General features: G+C 49.2%; 17 protein-coding genes. 12 read left to right on the top strand and 5 right to left on the bottom strand.

Annotated elements, in window-relative coordinates; translation table 11 throughout:
• Nucleotides 1–160: 160 nt before the first annotated feature.
• Nucleotides 161–979 (bottom strand): hypothetical protein, encoded by an 819-nt coding sequence (locus AB3Y94_RS09035; RefSeq protein WP_367295931.1) that lies wholly within the window; start codon nucleotides 977–979, stop codon nucleotides 161–163.
• 337 nt (nucleotides 980–1,316) lie between these two features.
• Here AB3Y94_RS09035 and AB3Y94_RS09030 point away from each other — a divergent pair, with 337 nt between their 5' ends.
• The 4 genes from AB3Y94_RS09030 (at nucleotide 1,317) to AB3Y94_RS09015 (ending at nucleotide 5,107) form a co-directional block, all read left to right on the top strand.
• Nucleotides 1,317–1,931: a type II CAAX prenyl endopeptidase Rce1 family protein gene (locus AB3Y94_RS09030; RefSeq protein ID WP_367295930.1), complete on the top strand. Its 615-nt coding sequence runs from the start codon at nucleotides 1,317–1,319 to the stop codon at nucleotides 1,929–1,931.
• A gap of 154 nt (nucleotides 1,932–2,085) precedes the next feature.
• Nucleotides 2,086–3,060: a cation diffusion facilitator family transporter gene (locus AB3Y94_RS09025; RefSeq protein ID WP_367295929.1), complete on the top strand. Its 975-nt coding sequence runs from the start codon at nucleotides 2,086–2,088 to the stop codon at nucleotides 3,058–3,060.
• Between the two features lie 254 nt (nucleotides 3,061–3,314).
• Nucleotides 3,315–3,761 carry a universal stress protein gene (locus AB3Y94_RS09020; protein WP_367295928.1) on the top strand — a complete coding sequence of 149 codons (447 nt, stop codon included), beginning with the start codon at nucleotides 3,315–3,317 and terminating at the stop codon, nucleotides 3,759–3,761.
• A gap of 455 nt (nucleotides 3,762–4,216) precedes the next feature.
• The gene (locus AB3Y94_RS09015) at nucleotides 4,217–5,107 is read left to right on the top strand and encodes an RluA family pseudouridine synthase (protein WP_367295927.1); all 891 of its coding nucleotides are present in this window, start codon (nucleotides 4,217–4,219) and stop codon (nucleotides 5,105–5,107) included.
• 820 nt (nucleotides 5,108–5,927) lie between these two features.
• On the opposite strand, the gene AB3Y94_RS09010 is transcribed toward AB3Y94_RS09015, so the two are convergent.
• From AB3Y94_RS09010 to AB3Y94_RS09000, 3 genes are all read right to left on the bottom strand, one after another.
• Nucleotides 5,928–7,166 carry a signal transduction protein gene (locus AB3Y94_RS09010; RefSeq protein WP_367295926.1) on the bottom strand — a complete coding sequence of 413 codons (1,239 nt, stop codon included), beginning with the start codon at nucleotides 7,164–7,166 and terminating at the stop codon, nucleotides 5,928–5,930.
• Nucleotides 7,167–7,266: 100 nt separating this feature from the next.
• Nucleotides 7,267–8,583, bottom strand: a complete 1,317-nt coding sequence (locus AB3Y94_RS09005; protein WP_367295925.1) for a GHKL domain-containing protein — start codon at nucleotides 8,581–8,583, stop codon at nucleotides 7,267–7,269.
• 12 nt (nucleotides 8,584–8,595) lie between these two features.
• Nucleotides 8,596–9,351: a response regulator transcription factor gene (locus AB3Y94_RS09000; RefSeq protein ID WP_367295924.1), complete on the bottom strand. Its 756-nt coding sequence runs from the start codon at nucleotides 9,349–9,351 to the stop codon at nucleotides 8,596–8,598.
• 976 nt (nucleotides 9,352–10,327) lie between these two features.
• Between AB3Y94_RS09000 and greA the strand changes: the two genes are divergently transcribed.
• On the top strand, nucleotides 10,328–10,816 hold the full coding sequence (gene greA / locus AB3Y94_RS08995) for a transcription elongation factor GreA (RefSeq protein ID WP_367295923.1): 489 nt from the start codon (nucleotides 10,328–10,330) through the stop codon (nucleotides 10,814–10,816).
• Nucleotides 10,817–10,984: 168 nt separating this feature from the next.
• On the opposite strand, the gene AB3Y94_RS08990 is transcribed toward greA, so the two are convergent.
• Nucleotides 10,985–11,575 carry a TetR/AcrR family transcriptional regulator gene (locus AB3Y94_RS08990; protein WP_367295922.1) on the bottom strand — a complete coding sequence of 197 codons (591 nt, stop codon included), beginning with the start codon at nucleotides 11,573–11,575 and terminating at the stop codon, nucleotides 10,985–10,987.
• A gap of 94 nt (nucleotides 11,576–11,669) precedes the next feature.
• On the opposite strand from AB3Y94_RS08990, the gene AB3Y94_RS08985 reads away from it, so the two are divergent.
• The 7 genes from AB3Y94_RS08985 to AB3Y94_RS08955 all read left to right on the top strand — a co-directional run bounded on the left by AB3Y94_RS08985 (nucleotide 11,670) and on the right by AB3Y94_RS08955 (nucleotide 18,713).
• The gene (locus tag AB3Y94_RS08985; protein ID WP_367295921.1) at nucleotides 11,670–13,046 is read left to right on the top strand and encodes a DHA2 family efflux MFS transporter permease subunit; all 1,377 of its coding nucleotides are present in this window, start codon (nucleotides 11,670–11,672) and stop codon (nucleotides 13,044–13,046) included.
• Between the two features lie 503 nt (nucleotides 13,047–13,549).
• On the top strand, nucleotides 13,550–14,743 hold the full coding sequence (locus AB3Y94_RS08980) for an ABC transporter substrate-binding protein (RefSeq protein WP_367295920.1): 1,194 nt from the start codon (nucleotides 13,550–13,552) through the stop codon (nucleotides 14,741–14,743).
• A 15-nt stretch (nucleotides 14,744–14,758) separates the two neighbouring features.
• Nucleotides 14,759–15,637: a branched-chain amino acid ABC transporter permease gene (locus AB3Y94_RS08975; protein WP_367295919.1), complete on the top strand. Its 879-nt coding sequence runs from the start codon at nucleotides 14,759–14,761 to the stop codon at nucleotides 15,635–15,637.
• A gap of 11 nt (nucleotides 15,638–15,648) precedes the next feature.
• On the top strand, nucleotides 15,649–16,608 hold the full coding sequence (locus AB3Y94_RS08970; protein ID WP_367295918.1) for a branched-chain amino acid ABC transporter permease: 960 nt from the start codon (nucleotides 15,649–15,651) through the stop codon (nucleotides 16,606–16,608).
• A complete protein-coding gene (locus AB3Y94_RS08965) occupies nucleotides 16,601–17,383 on the top strand; it encodes an ABC transporter ATP-binding protein (RefSeq protein ID WP_367295917.1) in 783 nt (260 codons plus the stop codon). Before AB3Y94_RS08970 ends, AB3Y94_RS08965 begins: the two co-directional genes overlap by 8 nt.
• Nucleotides 17,383–18,087, top strand: a complete 705-nt coding sequence (locus tag AB3Y94_RS08960; RefSeq protein ID WP_367295916.1) for an ABC transporter ATP-binding protein — start codon at nucleotides 17,383–17,385, stop codon at nucleotides 18,085–18,087. Before AB3Y94_RS08965 ends, AB3Y94_RS08960 begins: the two co-directional genes overlap by 1 nt.
• 2 nt (nucleotides 18,088–18,089) lie before the next feature.
• Nucleotides 18,090–18,713: a CBS domain-containing protein gene (locus AB3Y94_RS08955; RefSeq protein WP_367295915.1), complete on the top strand. Its 624-nt coding sequence runs from the start codon at nucleotides 18,090–18,092 to the stop codon at nucleotides 18,711–18,713.
• Nucleotides 18,714–19,256: the final 543 nt, after the last annotated feature.

Here is a 19,256-nt window from a genome sequence, read left to right as displayed (position 1 = left end):
CTTGCCAACCCCGTCACCTCGCGAAAAACCATGAAAATTAACCGGCTTGTTTTTCAACCAACTGATTGGTTTCCCATTTCTCGGTGCCCCCTCCGTTAATTACCCCCTAAATGGCCAACTTCCCAACATTTCAATATTTATTTTGCAATATCTAGCCTCGCTACTTTTTCACCAGTATGAGGTAGCCCTCTCCTGGAACGGTACCCTCCAAAATATTATCGTCATTGCCATCATCTGGGCCAACCAGACTCCCACCGATGTGCCAACCGGCAAATTGCTTCCGTGCAGTCTGATTATATCCAGCTGCTGCCAGGCCCTGCGCAACACTGGTGGCACTGTCCGGATTCTTAGCTACAAAATTAATTCGTTTAAATTGCCGATAGCTCACTTTGTAAAAATCTAAGAATTTTTGGGTTCCCATATCCGTCATTGCATCCGCCACGTCTGGAGCATCATCAATCGTCAATATTGTATCTGCAGCTTGAAAAACGCTCGCATCATATGTCGTGCCGGGGAACAGCTGCATCAACTGAGCTTCCCGTTTAGAAGCCCGCGTCTTAGTCCAATCTAGATTATCAACCGTCACTGGTCCAGCGGTCGTGCTGGTTAAGTGTTTGGTGACCGGCTTTAAATACCCCCGCCAAATCCAGCCACTTAGTGTGCCATCAGCGCTTTTGACGTGGTAGTAAATCGCACTTTTATGTTTGTCCTTCTCATACAATTTTTCATGAGCATCCGTGTACCAAACGACGGTGCGCGTCACATCATTGTTGCTATACCGAACGCCTAAGTGTCGCGAATAACGCGCACCTTGGGTAGCCACTAGGGCGTGCCGCCGCATGCTCCGGCGCCAAACTAACCGCACTGACCGTGACCGTGCCGCAGAATACTGGCTATTCGCTGAAGCCTGACGATTGCTCCCAATCCAAGCACCAATCACCATTGCCACAACCAAGATTCCTTGAATAATCGGTTTCATATTGCCACCCCACCTCTGCCTAATTCTGCCGGCAGTTCTCTCCAGAGCGTCCCGTAGTTACGTCGTACTATACCCGTTAAGAACACCCTTGCCAAACGTTCTGACAGCCGCCAGCCCCTTGAAATAAAGCCACTTATACCAAATAATCCTGCCCCACCGGCATGCACATTAGCCTAATCGAGTCCTTCCAAAGAATCACCCATCACCCGTAAATTTATTTCCTAATAACCACCTGCCGTTTGTCACGTGACCACCATTACCCACCGTTTTATAGCCATTCATAGAACGATTTAAACACTTTGCGACTAGAATGATGGTCACCAAAGGGAGGAATTACATGAAACTTCGCAAAACCGGGATGATTGGTCTCTTTTGGTTGTTCATGTTGGTACTCATGCTGCCGATGATCCAACTGCCACTAACCCCTGATAACCGCATCTCGGTCACCGACCTAACCTTGTTGCTCGTCATATTGGTTATCAACCACACCATTATCCACGCCCCACTCAAGTTCAAATCACCCTTTACCTTTTTGCATCAACTCTGGGTAAGTACCGTCCCCGTTATCTACGTGCTGTTAATTCTGATGGGCGTTTCGACCGTGGGGCCACTCCCTGCTCACTCAGCGTTACGGGCAATTGCGCCGACCCTCTGCATCGCCGCATACGAAGAAATCTTCTTCCGCGGCATCGTGCTGGGCGGCCTCTTACGCATCTGGGGAACTCGTCATTTACTAACCATCACCTTTGTTAGCAGCCTGCTATTCAGTCTGAGTCACCTCCTAAATCTCACCCATCAATCACTGCTATCAACTGGATTCCAAGCCACCAGTGCCTTGGCGATTGGTCTCCTATTCGCCGCGGTTTATCTACGGACCGACAGCCTCTGGTGGCCAATCGCGGGCCATTTTCTCAACGACTTTTTGATTCTAGCAGCGTCTGGCTCTCTCTAGCTCAGATCCCGTCCACTATGGTATTCAAATTGCTGTCAGTGGCAGTGAACTAATAATTGCTATTATCACGACCACTTGGTTGCTCCGTCCAGAAGAACGCTTTGATATCCAGCAGAAATTTCACTTGGCCTAACAACTAGTTGGAGGTAATAGGATGAATCAATCCGCTAATGATTGGAATCGTGTGCAACACGCTGTGGTTCACGACCTACGACTAGCCTACGGACATCTGTGGGAAAACGTGGCCACCTACTTAGGGCTGTTCCTGGTGGAGGACCTCGCCGCCACTTGGAGTCATTCGCAGGTGCTCCGGGCAGATGCTTTCAACAACTTATCCGGTATCTTTTCAACTAGCCTACTCATGACCGGTCTTTACATTGCCAGTAAAACCAGAGATGACGACCTCTGGGGCGCACCCATTGCCGCCACTGAACAGGAACACGTCGGCCCTCGTACGCAACAGTCTCGTTTTCGTTTCGAAACCCTCTACACGTTAACGGCTGGCCTAGTCATGGTCATCATCGCTGCCAACATCATCTATAACGCCAGCAGAACGTTGATTCTGCATCCTAGTTATCACCTGCAGCCCAATACTGCGGGCGTTGCCGCCCTCATCTCCAGTGGTGTGCTTCTGCTCCTGTGGCGCGCCAACCATCGCTGGGCCCAGCGCCTCCAAAATACTGCGTTGACTGCGGCCGCTCAGGATACCTATACGGATGCCCTCACTAGTCTCGTTACTGTGTTAACCATCTTGGGCATTGGCTGGCTACATTGGGCCTGGATCGACGGCCTGGCCAGTCTACTTCTAGGAATCTACATCCTCTACACGGGGATTCAGATATTTCGAAATTGTAGCCTCAAACTGGTCGATTACTTTGACCCCCAATTAGAACAACAATATTGTCAGACGATCGCACAGCTCCCTCAGGTCCAACGGATTGTTTTTCTTAAAGCTTACTACGACGGTAATTTAGTAATGGTCAGTGTGACCATTGCCGTAGACCCCCAAATGACCGCCGCCACCATTTACCAGCTGACTCAGGCCCTGAACACCCTGATGACCCAAAAATACGGGATTACTGAAACCGCCCTCATGGTCATGCCAGGAACTGAAACCACCACTGAGTAGCTGACTGTCAACGATGTGGACCACCCATTCTAGCTTCAAAACTGCCGCACCCGGCGGACCAAAACCGGTATATTTATTTATTCATCCAAGCTATGAATATTTCAACTGAATTTTTGAAATCAAGGAACGCCCTAAATGGCGGCCTTTTCACGTTTTTTCAATGTTCACCGTTGAATTAAGTGCTTACACGCTGGGGAATAAATGATATAGTATAGGTAAAGTATAAGATGCATCGTGAAGGGGTGGCATTGCATATGTTACAACAATACAAGAACATTCTGGTTCCAGTTGATGGTTCTAAAGCAACCCAACCAGTCTTAGAAAAAGCGATCGAAGTTGCTAAGCGTAACAACACTCATCTTGATATTTTAAACGTACTGGAAGTTAACCAGTTCAGTGATACCTATGGTGGTGCCGTCAGTGGTGACGTCATTTACAAGCTTTCTCAAGACGTCCAAGATCGTCTCGATGCCTTGAAGCAACAAGCTATCGACGCCGGCGTTCCTGACGTCAGCATTCACGTTCGTTTTGGGAATCCCAAGCCTGTCATTGCACGTGAATTCCCAGCTGACCATAAGACGGAACTGATTATCATCGGCTCAACTGGTTTAACGGCCGTTGAACGCTTGATGGTTGGTTCAGTTACCAACTACGTCAGCCGTTCTGCTATCTGCGATGTGCTGATTGTTAAGCCAGAATAAACGACTCTAGATAAAGCTAATGTGAGGGTTTGGGACAACTGTTCCAAGCCCTTTTTGTTGCCCACTAAAGGTTGAAAGATTCATTGATTGCACTCCGGCGGCCAGGGATTCCGATTGCGGTTTAACATAATAATCGCTGAAGGATTTATTCACACCACTCACGATGGACTAACTGAAATTTTAGCCTACAGCAAAATCCAGCGTAAGCCGAGAGATCGCCAGATATGGGCTCAGGCGCGTCGTTCTGCTTAGTTAGTAGGTGTTTTTTCCTAAAAACCAAGCTTGGAGACTCGAGTCTTTCGAGGCTTCAAGTTGCGTCCGCACCGCTCCAGCCCATATCTGGCGGCCGGTAAGGCGGAAAGTTCCACTATGCTGCCAACCTCTAAATGCTTTCAACGTTCAATTACCACCAGCTTGTGACTAGGAATTTCCCTGTCACGGAAAGGAGTGTCACCATGCAATGGACTTACACCCAGACTATCCCCGCAACGCAACTCCCCATGCCACTCAGAGCCTTATTGACGGCCTGGTTGCTCCCCAGTCATCTCGTCCATGACCTACGAATTCACCAGCGAGTTCTAGTCAACGGTGCCTACCGAACCATGAATCAACCCGTTTACGCTGGTGAAACCGTCCAACTCACCTTTGTTCCCGCTGACTTCAAAGAACCATTCCCAGACGTGCTCCCCGACAGTGCCGCCACCGTCAACGTGCTCTACGAAACAGCCGATCTACTGGTTGTCAACAAAACCCGGGGCAGTAAGACGCACCCTAATCAACCAGCAGAACGTGGTACCACATTGAATCACGTAGCCGCCTACTTGGGGCCCGACGAACCAGGTCCTTACATTCTAAGTCGCCTCGACCAGGAAACCACTGGTGCCCTCCTGATGACTAAGACTCCAGCCGTAGTCCCCGTGATGGTCCGCAACATTGCTGAAAAACGCGTCCAACGGACCTACTTGGCCTGGGTCCGCGGCACCTTACAGGGCCAAGGCATCTTTAATGACCCCATCGGTCGCGACCCCAATGACCAGCGCAAACGTCTGGTTAATGGCACAAATGCCCAGCCGGCCGTGACCCACTATGAAGTCGCCGACCACCAACCCGGTGCCACGTTAGTCAAATTGTGGCTAGAGACCGGTCGGACACATCAGCTCCGGGTGCACTTAGCCAACGCTGGACATCCATTGGTTGGCGACCCCCTCTACGCAGACCCCGGTCAGGACCGCTTACGGCTACACTGTTGGCGTTTGGACTTTCCCCAGCCATGGACACTGGATGGTCCTTTAACCACCGTGATGGCACCCGTACCCGCTGATTTTGCCACGTTTCACATGAATTAGCGTAATCGTCAATTTTTCTACGATTGAGACGATTACAACCGTTAATCATTTTTATCCCGTATACTGAAGTCAGTTGAATGGCTTAGGGGGGGATATGATGCGTTGGCCACAGAAATGGGCAATCCTTATCCTATTGGTTTTACTAGCCAGCTTATTGGTCTGGGGAACTTTGAATTTACTAAATATTGTGTAAAAAAGTCGCGTGCCGCTGGGTTTCAATCCCCTAGCGGCACGCGACTTTTTTAGATACTAATATTTAATTCGCTTTCAGTTGTTAGCAGCCTAAAATTATACATGCAACGGACAACCATCTTACAAGTGGCAATTCAAAATTGAACTATACCGTTAATGCCGTTGCCGGCGAAATCCACCGCAACCGGAGGCGGAACACAACATCAGTCATGTTTGAAAACTAATCTCAGACACAAAAAAAGTCGGAGTAACCACTCTCCGACTCCCACTAACATCATTAGAGCATTCAACATCATCACAGTTTGTAGTCAGGAAAACGCTGTTCACTCGAAATCAGTTATTAATCTCAATATGTAGTTATTGAGCAATTCAACCACGGTTAGTTAACGAAAACTAATCGTGCTGTAAAGATAACTCTTATCTTTTGAATGAGAGTTATTTCACAAAGTCGGGAACTTATAAAATCACTTTATTTTACAACTTCCCTGAAAGATTGATTGGTATTACAAGTCTTAGTATATCAGATGGGCATGAGATTGCAAGCGTTTTCAGTGAATAATTTACAACTGATGGCAGCGAACGATAAACTATTCATCATCCGGACTTTGTGAATACTCCAAGACCCGGTCTATTGCCCAGAACCCTTCGGTAATGTCACAATCAACTGACCCCAGTGGAATTTTAACTGCAAAGTACTGGCTCCTTGTTGCGGGAGCATTCCTAACGCATTAGAAAAATCTAATGTGTCCAAATCCGAGATAATGCGTTTGTGCCCATCGACCCGTGCATTAGGGGGGCTAGGAAACGTTAATTGCAATCGTAACAGTCGCGGTGTCTCACTCAATTCCAGCGTAATCATAGCCGGCGAGACTTGCTTAATGATTGGCAACATCTCTGGCGCCAATTCATCGATCATCGCCCCCATCTGCTTAAGTGCGGCCACAGTCGCCGTCAACGGATCCGAGACCTTCACAAAGAGTTGGACCCCCTCACGTCTGGCTAACAGATAATTGTGATACAGTCGGAAACGCAGACTGGTACCGGGGACATTTTCCAAGTCGTCAATGGTCAACTCCGCTGCATTACTAGTCGCCCAACCAGAACGAATATCGATATATAGCTGACGGAAGCCTTCATAGTCCTGATCTTCCAGGTACCCCCCCAGCCCCAGCAACATGTTCTGGTAGTCGTGGCTAAATTTCTTAACCACACTCATCTGCCGATTCAGCTCAGTCGTATACTGTTCCCTAAAAGCCTGTTGCTGCCGCTGAAGTTGTGTGTGTTCCTCTTGCAGGTGGGTCTGCATCAATATGTACGTGCTCAAAGATAGGCCCACTAGCAGTGTCCCAGCAATTCCAGCTAAAAATATCAGGTACTGGTCCGACCGCTGGAGCATCTGTAAGGAGTATTCAAAAAGAATGTATACGACCGCCAAAGTCGCCATAAACGTCAGAAACATGTACTCAATCGAACGACCGATCATGGACTCAATCAGATTTTCCATGGGAGCTCGGGTCATCCAAAGACCCATAATAATCAGTACAAAGATAATGTTATCAACCGCTATTTCAGACAACGTCCCCCACAGACTGGTAGCAAACCGCATGTTCGTCAAATAAATCGTGGCCACAATAACTACCATATCCACAAATTCAATTAATAAGTACGCCAAAATAGAAACTTCAATAAACGCGGGTAAGTACACCCATTTCCGTTGATAGCCGATCAACCCCAGTTCGACCCCCAACATAATGACCACAGAAAGAGCACCCAATAGTGAGCTATGAAAGGTAAACGGATTAATAAAATCAATCAACGTGTAACCCGCGGCAATCAGCGCACAGTACAGCGAGAAATTCTTTTTCACCCGCAGTTGGGGAAACCAATAGTATTGACAGTAAACAAACCAAAAGACCAGTGAAAACTCTGATAACGAAAAACTCAACGCACTGACCTGAATCACGTTCTCACCCGCCTTCCTTGGTTAGAATCAGCGTAAAGTACAGCATCCCCCGCTTCAACGCAATCTGTAGGGAGGCATTGTCAGTCTGCATAACGATCTCTTGCACAGTTTTTAGTCCTTGACCGTGGCCGGAACCCTTCGTTGTGTACCCAGTCGTCAAGAACCGGTTGATCTGTGGGGGTTCCTTCTGTGACACGGGATTGGCCACGGAAATTTCGATGGAACCAGGATACGTCAGAATGGCAAAATAAATATCCCGTTGATCCGCAACGGGCGCCGATTCCAAGGCATTGTCGAGTAAAATGCCCACGATACGAATCAAGAGGAGACTATCGATTGGGAAAGTTCGAACTTCATCAGGGATCTCCAAGCGTAGGTCACGGCCCTTAGCTTGAGCTGCCAGAATCTTTTGAAACAACAGACTCTTCAACGGTGGATCACTCAGTCGTTGCAACCCACTCTCTTCCAGATCAGTCACATGGCTGGTCGCATGCCAGCGTGAATCCAACGTTTGAAAGTAAGTCGTCAAACCAGCATAATCTTCAGCATCGAGGTAGTCACCCAACCGCAGCATTTGCTTTTGATACTGTCGTTTGAACTGGCGGATGGCACGGACCTGATCGGAAATTCGTCGGTCATAGCGCGAACGTAAAAGTAGTTCCTGATAACCCGCCTTAACACGTTGACGATGAAAGAAGCTCTGCAGAAAGTAGAACAAACTGGTGCTAATCAACAGAATCATGATCAATTCGATGCTAAGGGCAAAGGTCATCATCGCGTGAGTAATGGCCAGCCGATGGATGATGACGGTCGACAGCTGGGCCAGAACCGCCATACTCCCCAATAATGCCATAACCGTCCACTGTTCCTTGCGACTAAGCGCTAGTTCTTCCAGATTTCCGGGTTGAATCCGCATTCCAGAAACCGCAAGCGAACAGAGCGTATAGACGAAAACTTGAAAAACCAGCCGGCCGGCAATGACCGGAGCCGTCTGGCTGGTCACAAAACCAAATAATTCAATCGTTACCGCGCGAACCACATCATTAACCAAAACGACCACCAGATAGATCACAATCGTTGCGTTGACAAATATTAGCGACATCTTCGGTCGGTGATGATTTAAATAAAGTAAGGCCGAAACGGGGGGAATCGCCAACGACCAGGAGGTGCCAATGATGGCCGGAATCAACGCCCACCCTACCCATTTCAGTGGCAATTTCCAGTTACGTGGACGAATGACCCCAATCCACAACGTCCAAAACCACTGCATCGTCATGGCTAACACAAAGTTTATCCAAAAGTGTGTATCAAAGATGTGCATCGTGTCACCCTCTCAGGCCTTTAAATGCTTCTGAACCAACGTCTTCACCTCATGGAACCGCCGTGTTGCTACGTCCGTCTCATCACCATTTGGAAAAATCAGACGCCGATTGGGAACGTCTAGTCCACTAACATTCGCTAAGTTAACCAAAAAACTCTTATCCGTTCGATAGAGCTCTGGATACTCGTCAGCAATATCCTTCAAGAAACCAGGAAATTCAACCAGTTGGTTAGCAGCGTGCACCGTAACCTTATGGGCCATATCAGAAGTCGCAACGAAGTAAACGTCACCCATAGGCATACTGAACTGGCGACCACCAATCGTATAGCTAAATAAATTTTCCGTATTTCCTAAATAATTTGTGTAACGCTCATACCCGTAGTCGATATTTTCCCGTAACTTTTGGTCAATCTGCGCACGTCCTAAGTCTTTCACGATGAAATCCATGGGCTCGACTTTCCGTTCAAACGTTAGCAGCGCCATCTCAGAGTGCGTCGTCACAAACACGATTTCTGCAAAGCCTAACCGCTGCCGAATCGTAATTGCCAGTTCCAATCCCGTGATGTCCTCCGCCGGAAATTCAATATCCAGGAAAAACAGCGCGTACTCCGGGGGGTTAGCCGTCAAATTAGCTAATAGTTTCTGCGGACTTGGCGTGGCCAATTGAACCTGCATATCGTAGTCATTAATCATGATATACCGCTGAACAACGTCGGTATAATGCTTCAATTGTTCTGGATTATCCTCGCAAAGATAAACCGCTAGCACTTTATACCACCCTCTTAACTAAACCGTTGTAATACCTATCACCCATTAATGTAACCTGAAAGGTAGCGGTTTGCAATCGTTATTATCACGAAATACGGGGAATCAGTTAAATTTCTGCGTCCAAAAAAAGAAGCTACCCCAGGCAGCCTCTTCCTAAGTGGATTATATACTTCTATTCTGTCAAATTAGCACTCCCCCAAGCTCTAACCCAACACGTCTAATCCCCTCGGGTTCTCCAATAACCACCACTTACTCTTCAGCCAATTGGTAACGCGTTACTTTACTAACTTCGTTAATTGCCTACCAGATAGACTACCAGTTCAACCTTTGGATTAGATTCATGGAACTACCAGCGTCAACGGTTAGCCACTGTCAAACAGATACACTTTAACCGATTGAGCTGCGAAATCAGTTGCCGTAAAACTGACTCCTTCCAACTGTCACTACTTTAACATGTTCCCCACTGATCAACGGCTAAGTAGCGAAAACGTCAATTATTTAACGTTAACGTAGGGAAAAACAGCACAATTAAATTTCGCACAATCAAGTAAACGGAAAAATTTTTTAAGATGACGGGTACGCGAATGGCCAGCCAAAACTCCAGCAACCCACGTCAATACCTCGTTTAGGGGCACTAATGGGCCCCGTGATTGGCTCATTTCCTCACAATCCGAGACTGACTGTTCCCATCCGGTGGTGGGCCTGCGCCGCGCATCCTGCCATACAACCCAGTTAACCTACGCATACCCAACGCACCATCAGATACCCATCCAACACCGAAGAATGCATGAGTAACTCGCCCGTAACCTAATCCCGGTGACCTAACAAAAGCAAGAAACCAATCACAATTAGACCCTAGCTCGCTTGTCGCATCCAGTACCGACCAGAAAAGTGCCCACCAAGCGCCCCCCCTTTTCCTTTCGAACCCAAATTGCTGTAAACTAGACCTAAATCTTGAAATGGATGGAGTGATTCGATGGCAGATTCACGGGACTTCAACCCCATCACGGCTGCCGGCTATCAGGAGTTACAGGCAAGAATCGCCGCGCTTGAAGCCGACCGGCCAGAAAAAATCGCAATCTTAGCGGAAGCTCGCGCTCACGGAGACCTTTCAGAAAACGCCGAATATTCAGCGGCAAAACGGGACCTCCGCCACCTAGAAAGTCAGTCACGCTTTTTCAACAAGCAACTGCAGTACGCTAAAGTCGTGGACCCCACCGCCAACAACGTGGTCGAACTCGGCAAATGGGTTACCGTTACCTTTTTGGATGATAAGGACCAAGCCACCTACCAGCTAGTAGGCACTCAGGAAGCTGATTTAGAAGCCGGCAAAGTTACCCGCGTTTCCCCACTAGGTAAAGCATTGTTGGGCCACCAACCAGGCGACACGGTCACGATTCAGGCCCCCAACGCCAGCTATGACGTTCGGATCCTCACGGTCAGCCTCAACGCCCCCACACCATAAGCACCATATACCAATCTAAAAGTCTGCTTAGAATGATGACGAATTCTAAGCAGACTTTTTGTTCAATTGATTATTTAAATCGACATTTCAATCTACCGCGGTTATCTCTTTAACCTGCTTTCACATGCAACCCAATAGGCGCGAGACCGGCTGACACGATGGCTAAGCTTACACCGTTTTCCCGCCAAAAACAGGCAACAGAATTTCATCAACCATCGCCTGTTGGGCCTCATTAGTCAGTGTCTGATGACTAAAGATCTCATTGATCAGCAAAATCGCCGGCAATCTGACCACCCGTGCTGGCCACTTGGCCCGACTGATCTCTCCACGAGCAGCGGCGTGATCCAGTATCGGCTGGACCAAGCGTTCCATTTCACTACCATCGTTGGCAACCGTCAGCAACTGAGAGAAATCTACGGTCTTTAACCGATCCGCCAACAATCCCCGAAACGTTTCTTCGTTCAGTTTAGCTAAGAAACCAGCCATTTGGCCGAATAAATCCAGAAAGTCTGACCGCAGACTGCCCGTATCTGGTGACACGTAAGGTGGCACTAATTTTTCGTGACTTAGCACGGCGATCACTAGATGGGCCTTGTCCGGCCAGCGCCGGTATAACACCGTTTTGGTGGTTGCAGCGGCTTCGGCGACCCCTTCAATCGTAAGGGACTGATACCCCTTCTCCTGGAGTTGCGCCCAGGCAGCGGCCAAAATATCATTCTCTAACGCTGCTCCTCTGCGACGTGTTTTCTTTTCTGTCATAATTTCGCCGTTCTCCCTTGTATTTTCTCCAAGATGCGTGTACTATCTTCAAATATAAGATACGTCCGTATCTAATCTAAAGACAGGTGATACTATGACCACACATCAATCGCAAAAAAACATTACTCAGATTGCTTTATTGCTAGTCATCGGCGCCATTGCACCGCTTCTGGACACAACTATGACCAACGTCGCCCTTGCTACTATTATGAAGTCGATGGCAGTTTCCGTCAACGCCGTTCAGTGGGTCACCACCAGTTACGTGTTAGCCCTAGGCATTGCCGTTCCAATAGCCGGCTGGGCCACTAACTGGTTCGACGGTAAGCAGCTCTATTTGGGCGCTCTCATTGTCTTTCTAGCCGGCTCAATCGTCTCCAGCTGGGCAAACACACTACCTTGGTTGGTCTCAGGACGTGTCATTCAGGGGGCTGCAGCTGGCTTCGTCACCCCGTTGATCACCACACTGATCGTCCAAGCCACCGGGGGACAAAATCTCGGCAAACTCATGGCTGTCGTCGGGATGCCCGCCGTGCTGATTCCCATTCTAGGACCCACAATTGGGGGTTATCTGATTCAAGCACTCAACTGGCATTGGATTTTCCTAATCAATATTCCGCTAGTTCTCATCTCACTAGTCTTATTGGCCTGGAAAATGCCGGCCTTTCCAGCTCCTAAAGCGGGCAAACACCTAGATATTCCCAGTATTAGCCTGTTGGCAGGCCTGTTCATCACGGCCATCATTGGGATCACGCGCTTTAGCAGTGGTGACAAATTCTTATCTGCCAACGTCCTAACGCCACTCATTATGGCTACCGCGTTGCTTCTTGGCTACATCCTTTACGCCTGGCTACTCCCCACCAAGGCCTTGGTCAGTCTGCAACTTTTCAAGTCAGCCACGTTTAACGCCTCGGCCGTCATCCTCATGCTATCTGGGATTGCCGTTAACGGTGCCATGTTTTTACTGCCGCTCTACCTGCAAAACAGCCGCGGCCTTAGTGTTGTCTGGTCTGGTACCTATTTGATTGCCCAAGGGGTAGGACTGCTCCTCTCCCGGAGTCAAATTGGTAAGCTAACAGATAGTATCGGTGCTCGCTGGGTCGTCCTGGGATCAATTCTCATTGCCATTGCTGGCACCCTGCCCTTCGTCTTCTTTACCGCTAAAACCAGTACTTGGCTGCTCCTCTTCGTGCTCTTCATTCGGGGAATTGGCCAAGGCGGGCTAACCATCCCGGTCATGGCAGATAGCTACACGGGCCTACCACAACATCTGGTTGCGGAGGCAACGACGGCCACCCGAATGCTACAAAATATTGGTGGTGCCATGGGGACTGCCGTCCTGGCAACCATCATCCAACATGAATTCCCACTGGTAGGCCTAAATGCTGCGTACCAAACCGCCTTCATGTGGTCCGTCGGGTTCATTGCCGTCACTGCCATCCCCGCCTGGTTTTTGAGCCACAAACACGCCTAAGCAACTTGGTAATGCACCAAGTTGGTCAATTCCAACCGTCGGTGCCAGTGTTCCTTTAGTCATTCTCTTATTTTTTAAATCGCCAAAAGCCTTATATACCAAGGGGTTTACGATGATGTTCAAATTAAAAATGAGATCATCTATTGACATCTCATTTAGTTTTAATTATTGTAGGACACATCAACTAATGCAAAAACAGCAAAAAAACTTTTGAAAGGCAGGGATTCTATCATGATGACAACTCTAAAGACAACCAACATGGCAGCCGCCCCTGCCGTTCAAAACGCAGCCTTATTATTAACGAAGAAGGACCCGGTCACTTGACCTTGAGGTAACACTCAAATTCAAGTACTGAGCCCTTCTTTCCCATTGCGTGGATGGCGGGCTGAGTACACGTACTTAGGCCTCATCCATTCCGTGGATGAGGCCTTTTTATTAGCCAAGGGAGGAAATCAACCAGTTTAGTTGGTCACCAAATAAAATCCAGAAAGTAGGAATTACATATGAACACATGGCAAAAAATGACAATTAGAATCGCAGCACTCTCCATCGCCGCCGTCGCTATGGCCGGCTGTAGCACCGCTAAGAATAATGGCAGCCAGGGTAATAATCCCGGCAAGACCGTTAAAATCGGGGTCAACATGGAGCTTTCTGGGTCCGCTGCCGGTTACGGTCAACAACAGAAACAAGGTATCCAATTAGCCGTTAACAAAATTAATCGATCCGGTGGAATTAAGGTTGGTAAATCCAAAAAGAAAATTCAACTGGTCATTCGTGATAACAAGACTTCCAACACCACCGCTGCTTCCGTTGCCGCCCAGTTGGTCAATAATGACAAGGTGGTTGCCGTAGTCGGACCAGCTGCCACCAACGCTGGGACAGCTTCTATCCCCAACATGACCAAGGCTGCTGTCCCTTCCGTCAGCCCCTCCGCTACCGATCCTGACTACACACTGCAAAAAAACGGCGACGTGCAAAAGTATATCTTCCGCGCCTGCTTCCAAAACAATTTCCAAGGTTCCTCGGCAGCCAAATTTATGACGAATACACTGAAAGCTAAACGGGTCGCCGTCCTCACCGATAACTCTAGTGACTACGGAACCGGACTGACCAAGGCCTTTAAACAGACCTACACGGGTTCCATCGCTAGTAGCCAGACTTTCCAGGAAGGCGACAAGGATTTCAACGCCATCTTAACCGCCCTCAAACACAAAAAGATTGACGCCATCTACGCTCCCGGCTACTACTCAGAACTGGGCTTGATCATCAAGCAAGCCCGACAAGCTGGCATCAACGTTCCCATCGTCGGCAGTGACGGCATGGCCGACGCAAAGCTGACTAAAATTGCTGGTAAGGCCAGCGCCAACCAAGTCTACTACACCACACCGTTCTCTACGAAATCTGGTGACACGAACGCCGTTGCTGCTGGCTTCCTGAAGGACTTCAAGGCGAAGTATCACACTACGGCGCCAACCTTCTCTGCTTTGGCATACGATTCCGTCTACATGGTCAAGGCCGCCATTGAAAATGAAGGCTCCGCTAACTCCGTTAAAATCACGGATGGATTGGCTAAGCTGAAGAACTTCAAGGGTGTCACCGGGACCATCACCATGAACCAACACCACAACCCTGAGAAGTCCATGATCGTTGAACAATTGACTAAGGGTGAGGTTCAGCGTACGTACAACGTGAAATAGACTTGGAGTGATTACATGCAAACAATCGGACAACAATTAATCAATGGGCTCTCGCTCGGTAGTATTTACGCGCTACTCGCATTGGGCTACACCATGGTGTACGGCATCATTAAGCTGATCAACTTTGCCCACGGTGACATTTATATGCTTGGCGCTTTTTGGGGCTACTTTGTCATCAACCAGCTCCACTTCAACTTTCTCTTCGCCATGCTGTCAGCCATGCTCTTCTGCGGCCTAGTTGGCGTCATCATTGAGTATTTTGCCTATCGGCCTCTCCGCAAATCCCCCCGTATCACGGCATTGATTACGGCGATCGGGGTCTCGTTTCTCCTTGAAAATGGGATGACTTACTTCTTTACTGCCAACACCCGAAACTTCCCACAGGCGATTCAGACCGTGACCTACCACATTGGCGGCATTCGGATTTCCAATATTCAGTTGCTGATTCTGGGGACCGCCTGTCTCCTGATGCTCCTACTGGAGTTAATCATCAAACGGACCAAGATGGGTAAAGCCATGCGAGCCGTTTCCGTGGACCCCGAAGCAGCCCAATTAGTCGGAATCAACATCAACCACACCATCTCCTTCACCTTTGCCTTAGGTTCCGCTATGGCAGGGGCTGCGGGTGTGCTGATTGGCCTGTATTACAACTCAATTGACCCGTTGATGGGCATGACCCCCGGGATCAAGGCCTTTGTCGCCGCCGTCATTGGCGGGATTGGTTCCATCCCCGGAGCTTCCCTCGGCGGTTTTCTGATTGGTCTGCTGGAAACAGCCGTCCAAGCCGTGGGTCTCTCAGCATACAAAGATGCCGTCGTCTATTTCGTCCTAATCGTGATTCTGCTGGTCCTACCTGCTGGTATTTTCGGCAAGAAGACCAAAGAGAAAGTGTAGGTGAGTCATAAATGAAAGCCAATCTGAAATACAATGCCGCCTGGCTAGGCGTGATGGTGCTCGGCTTCTTTGTGATCGACGCCTGTGAATTTCTCGGCATTATCAACACCTTCATTGAAAACATGCTCGTTACCATCGGCATCAACATCATCCTGGCCACGGGGCTGAACCTAATCATTGGTTTCTCTGGTCAATTTTCACTGGGACACGCCGGATTCATGGCCATCGGCGCCTACGCTACCGGGATCATCACGCAAACGCTAGTCACTCCCATCGGCTTCTACCTATCCGTGGTGGTCGGCATCGGCATCGCCATTGTCGCCGCCCTGATTGTTGGCATCCCCACCCTGCGACTACGTGGAGACTACCTGGCCATTGCCACGATGGGGGCCGCCGAAATTATTCGGATTCTAATCAACAACCTCAAGATTACCAACGGGGCCGCGGGACTCTTCAACATCCCACCATTGGTGACCTGGGTCACCGTCTACGTCTTCATGTGTGTAACGACCATCGTGACCGTCAACTTCATCCACAGTCGCAGCGGCCGAGCCGTCATGTCCGTTCGTGAAGATGAGATTGCGGCTGAATCTATGGGAATCAACACGACCCGTTGGAAGTTAGCAGCTTTTATTTTCGGCGCTAGCACCGCGGCCATTGGGGGCTCCCTCCACGCCGCCTACATCCAAACCATTGCCCCCGGAGATTTCAACATCATGGCCTCAATTGCCATCCTAATTATCGTCGTTCTAGGTGGTGTTGGGAGTATCACCGGGACCTTCATCGCCGCCATTGTTTTGGGAACGCTGGATACCGTCCTACAGAATTTTGGGACCCTGCGCATGATTATTTACTCGCTAGCCCTGATTCTCATCATGATCTTTAAGCCATCTGGCCTGCTCGGGACGTGGGAGTTCTCGTTCAAACGTCTCGGATCACGCCAACGAAAGGAGCAGTCCGCCCATGAGTAGTCCCCTATTAACTGCACAACAAATCGTCAAAAGCTTCGGCGGATTGACCGCCGTGGCCAACGTGTCCGTCCACTTTGATCAAAACGAATTGATTGGACTGATTGGCCCCAATGGCGCCGGCAAGACCACGTTATTTAACCTCTTAACCGGCGTCACACCAGTCACCTCGGGTGCGATTAGCCTTTACACAGATCGAGGGGTTCAGTCCCTCAACGGTAAAAAGCCTGCGGAAATTGCCCAAGCTGGTATCTCGCGAACCTTTCAAAATATTCGTCTCTTCAAAGAACTTACTGTGCTTGATAATGTTCGTATCGCTATGACAAACCACTATCGGGAGGGCTTCTTCACCAGTATCTTCCGTACGCCCAAGTTCTACCGCACGGAGGCTGACATGACCACCGCCGCACAGAAGTTACTGGCAATCTTTGACCTCACGGAGGTCGCCGACCAACCCGCCAAAAACCTCCCCTATGGGATTCAACGGCGCCTGGAAATCGTCCGGGCGCTTGCGACCAAGCCCAGACTCCTCTTCTTAGATGAGCCAGCCGCTGGTATGAATCCCGAGGAAACGGCGGATTTGACCCGATTGATTCGTCAGATTCAACATGATTTTCACATCACCATCGTCTTGATTGAACACGATATGTCACTGGTTATGAGCGTGGTGGAACGCCTCTACGTTCTGGAACACGGGGCTTTATTGGCCGAAGGAACCCCCAGTGAAATCCAACAAAATCCCGCCGTCATCAAAGCTTACTTGGGAGGTGAAGCTTAATGCTCAACGTCAAAGATCTCGTCGTCAACTACGGGGCCATTCAAGCCGTTAAAAAAGTCAGCTTCAACATCCAACGGGGTGAAATCGTGACCCTGATTGGCGCTAACGGTGCTGGTAAATCAACGATTCTTCACACCATTTCAGGTATCATGCGGCCAGCTAGTGGCGAAATCACCTACCTCAACCACCCGATTCAAAAGACCGCTGCTCCCAAAATTGTCCAGGCTGGCATTTCTCAGGTTCCAGAGGGGCGCCATATTTTTCCAGGTCTTTCCGTTCAGGAAAATCTCCAAATGGGCGCTTTTCTCAGGAAAGATCGCGCCCACCTCAACCAATCCTATGAAGACGTCTACCAATACTTTCCCGTGCTTAAACAGCGCCTTAATCAAGACGCCGCCACCCTTTCCGGTGGAGAACAGCAGATGCTCGCCATGGGTCGGGCATTGATGGCGCAGCCCAAACTGATGTTGCTAGATGAGCCTTCCATGGGCCTGGCCCCACTATTTATTAACGAAATTTTTGAGATTATTCAGGCTATCAATCAAGCCGGCACTACCGTTTTACTGATTGAACAGAATGCCAAAAAAGCCCTATCCATCGCCAACCGCGGCTATGTTTTAGCCGCTGGTGAAGTGAAACTCCACGGAACTGGTCAGGAACTTCTCACCAATCCCGCTGTCCAAAAGGCTTACTTAGGAGGTTAATCATGAGCGTAGCAGATTACATGACCCAACAATTAGTCGTCGTCCGTCCCCAAACGACCGTCAGCGGCGCAGTTGAATTAATGAAACAAAATCAGATTCACCGACTTCCCGTCATGGACGGAGAAACCATGGTCGGCCTAATTACTCAGGGGATCATTTCACGAGCACTACCTTCTCAGGCGACTAGTCTTTCCGTTTACGAGACCAACTACCTACTAACCAAGACCACCGTTGCCAGTATCATGGAAAAGGACGTCCAAACCATCCCAGCTAGTGCCCAGCTAGAAGATGCCATTTACCAAATGCGGGCGCATAAGATCAGCGTTCTGCCAGTAATGGCGAATGACCGCATCGTTGGCATCATTACCAATAACGATATTTTGGACGCCTTCCTTAACATTTCTGGTTACGGCGAACCCGGTATCGTCAGCCGCATTCGCGTGGCGCACGACCACACGGGAGTCATCTTCAAGGTCGGTCAGGTCTTAGCCGACCACGACCTCAGCATTCAAACGTTAATGGTGGTCCGTGAAAACCAGAAACGGGTCATTGAACTCCACATCGCTAACGACCAGACCGCCAACGTCAATCAAATTTTAGCGGAAGCTGGGTTTGACGTGGTTTAAATGACCGTTTCCGCCTCCAATCGTCAGGGGTGTCACCCGCTGTGGGGACCGGGCCAAGCCGCAGGTCGGTCTTGGCCCTCGACTTTCAGCCTTGGCAGTTCACCAAGTCTGAAAGCTCGTCCCGTGGCGTAGACTCGGAAAACCACCGAGTTAACGCCACCGACACAGCCGGTGGCACCCCTGACGTTCTCCGGCTACACTGGGCTTTCTGGACAAACTACCTCTAACCACCTAACCGCAACATCCACTATCTTCAAAAAATTGATAACAAAAATCTACCGACAACTCTTTAATAAGTTACCGGTAGATTTTTCGCTAGGAACCATTCCTGAGATTGCCGTTCCAGCGCGATCTATCATCACCTGTGTAGTCTCAGTAATCGTCAATATTTTGTACGGTACCACTAAAAATAGACAACGCTAAAAGATCCATTAACCCTGCCGCCCGAAACCAACATTGTCACCGGTGGTCAGGGACTGAGTCAGCTGTGTCGACGGTGTTGGCTGGCGTTTTTTAAGCCAGCCTACAGCGTGGGACGAGCTT

This window comes from Levilactobacillus yonginensis (assembly GCF_964065165.1).
Taxonomy (GTDB): domain Bacteria; phylum Bacillota; class Bacilli; order Lactobacillales; family Lactobacillaceae; genus Levilactobacillus; species Levilactobacillus yonginensis_A.
The sequence above is the reverse complement of the archived record's forward strand: the minus strand, read 5'-3'. Positions and strand labels throughout refer to the sequence as shown.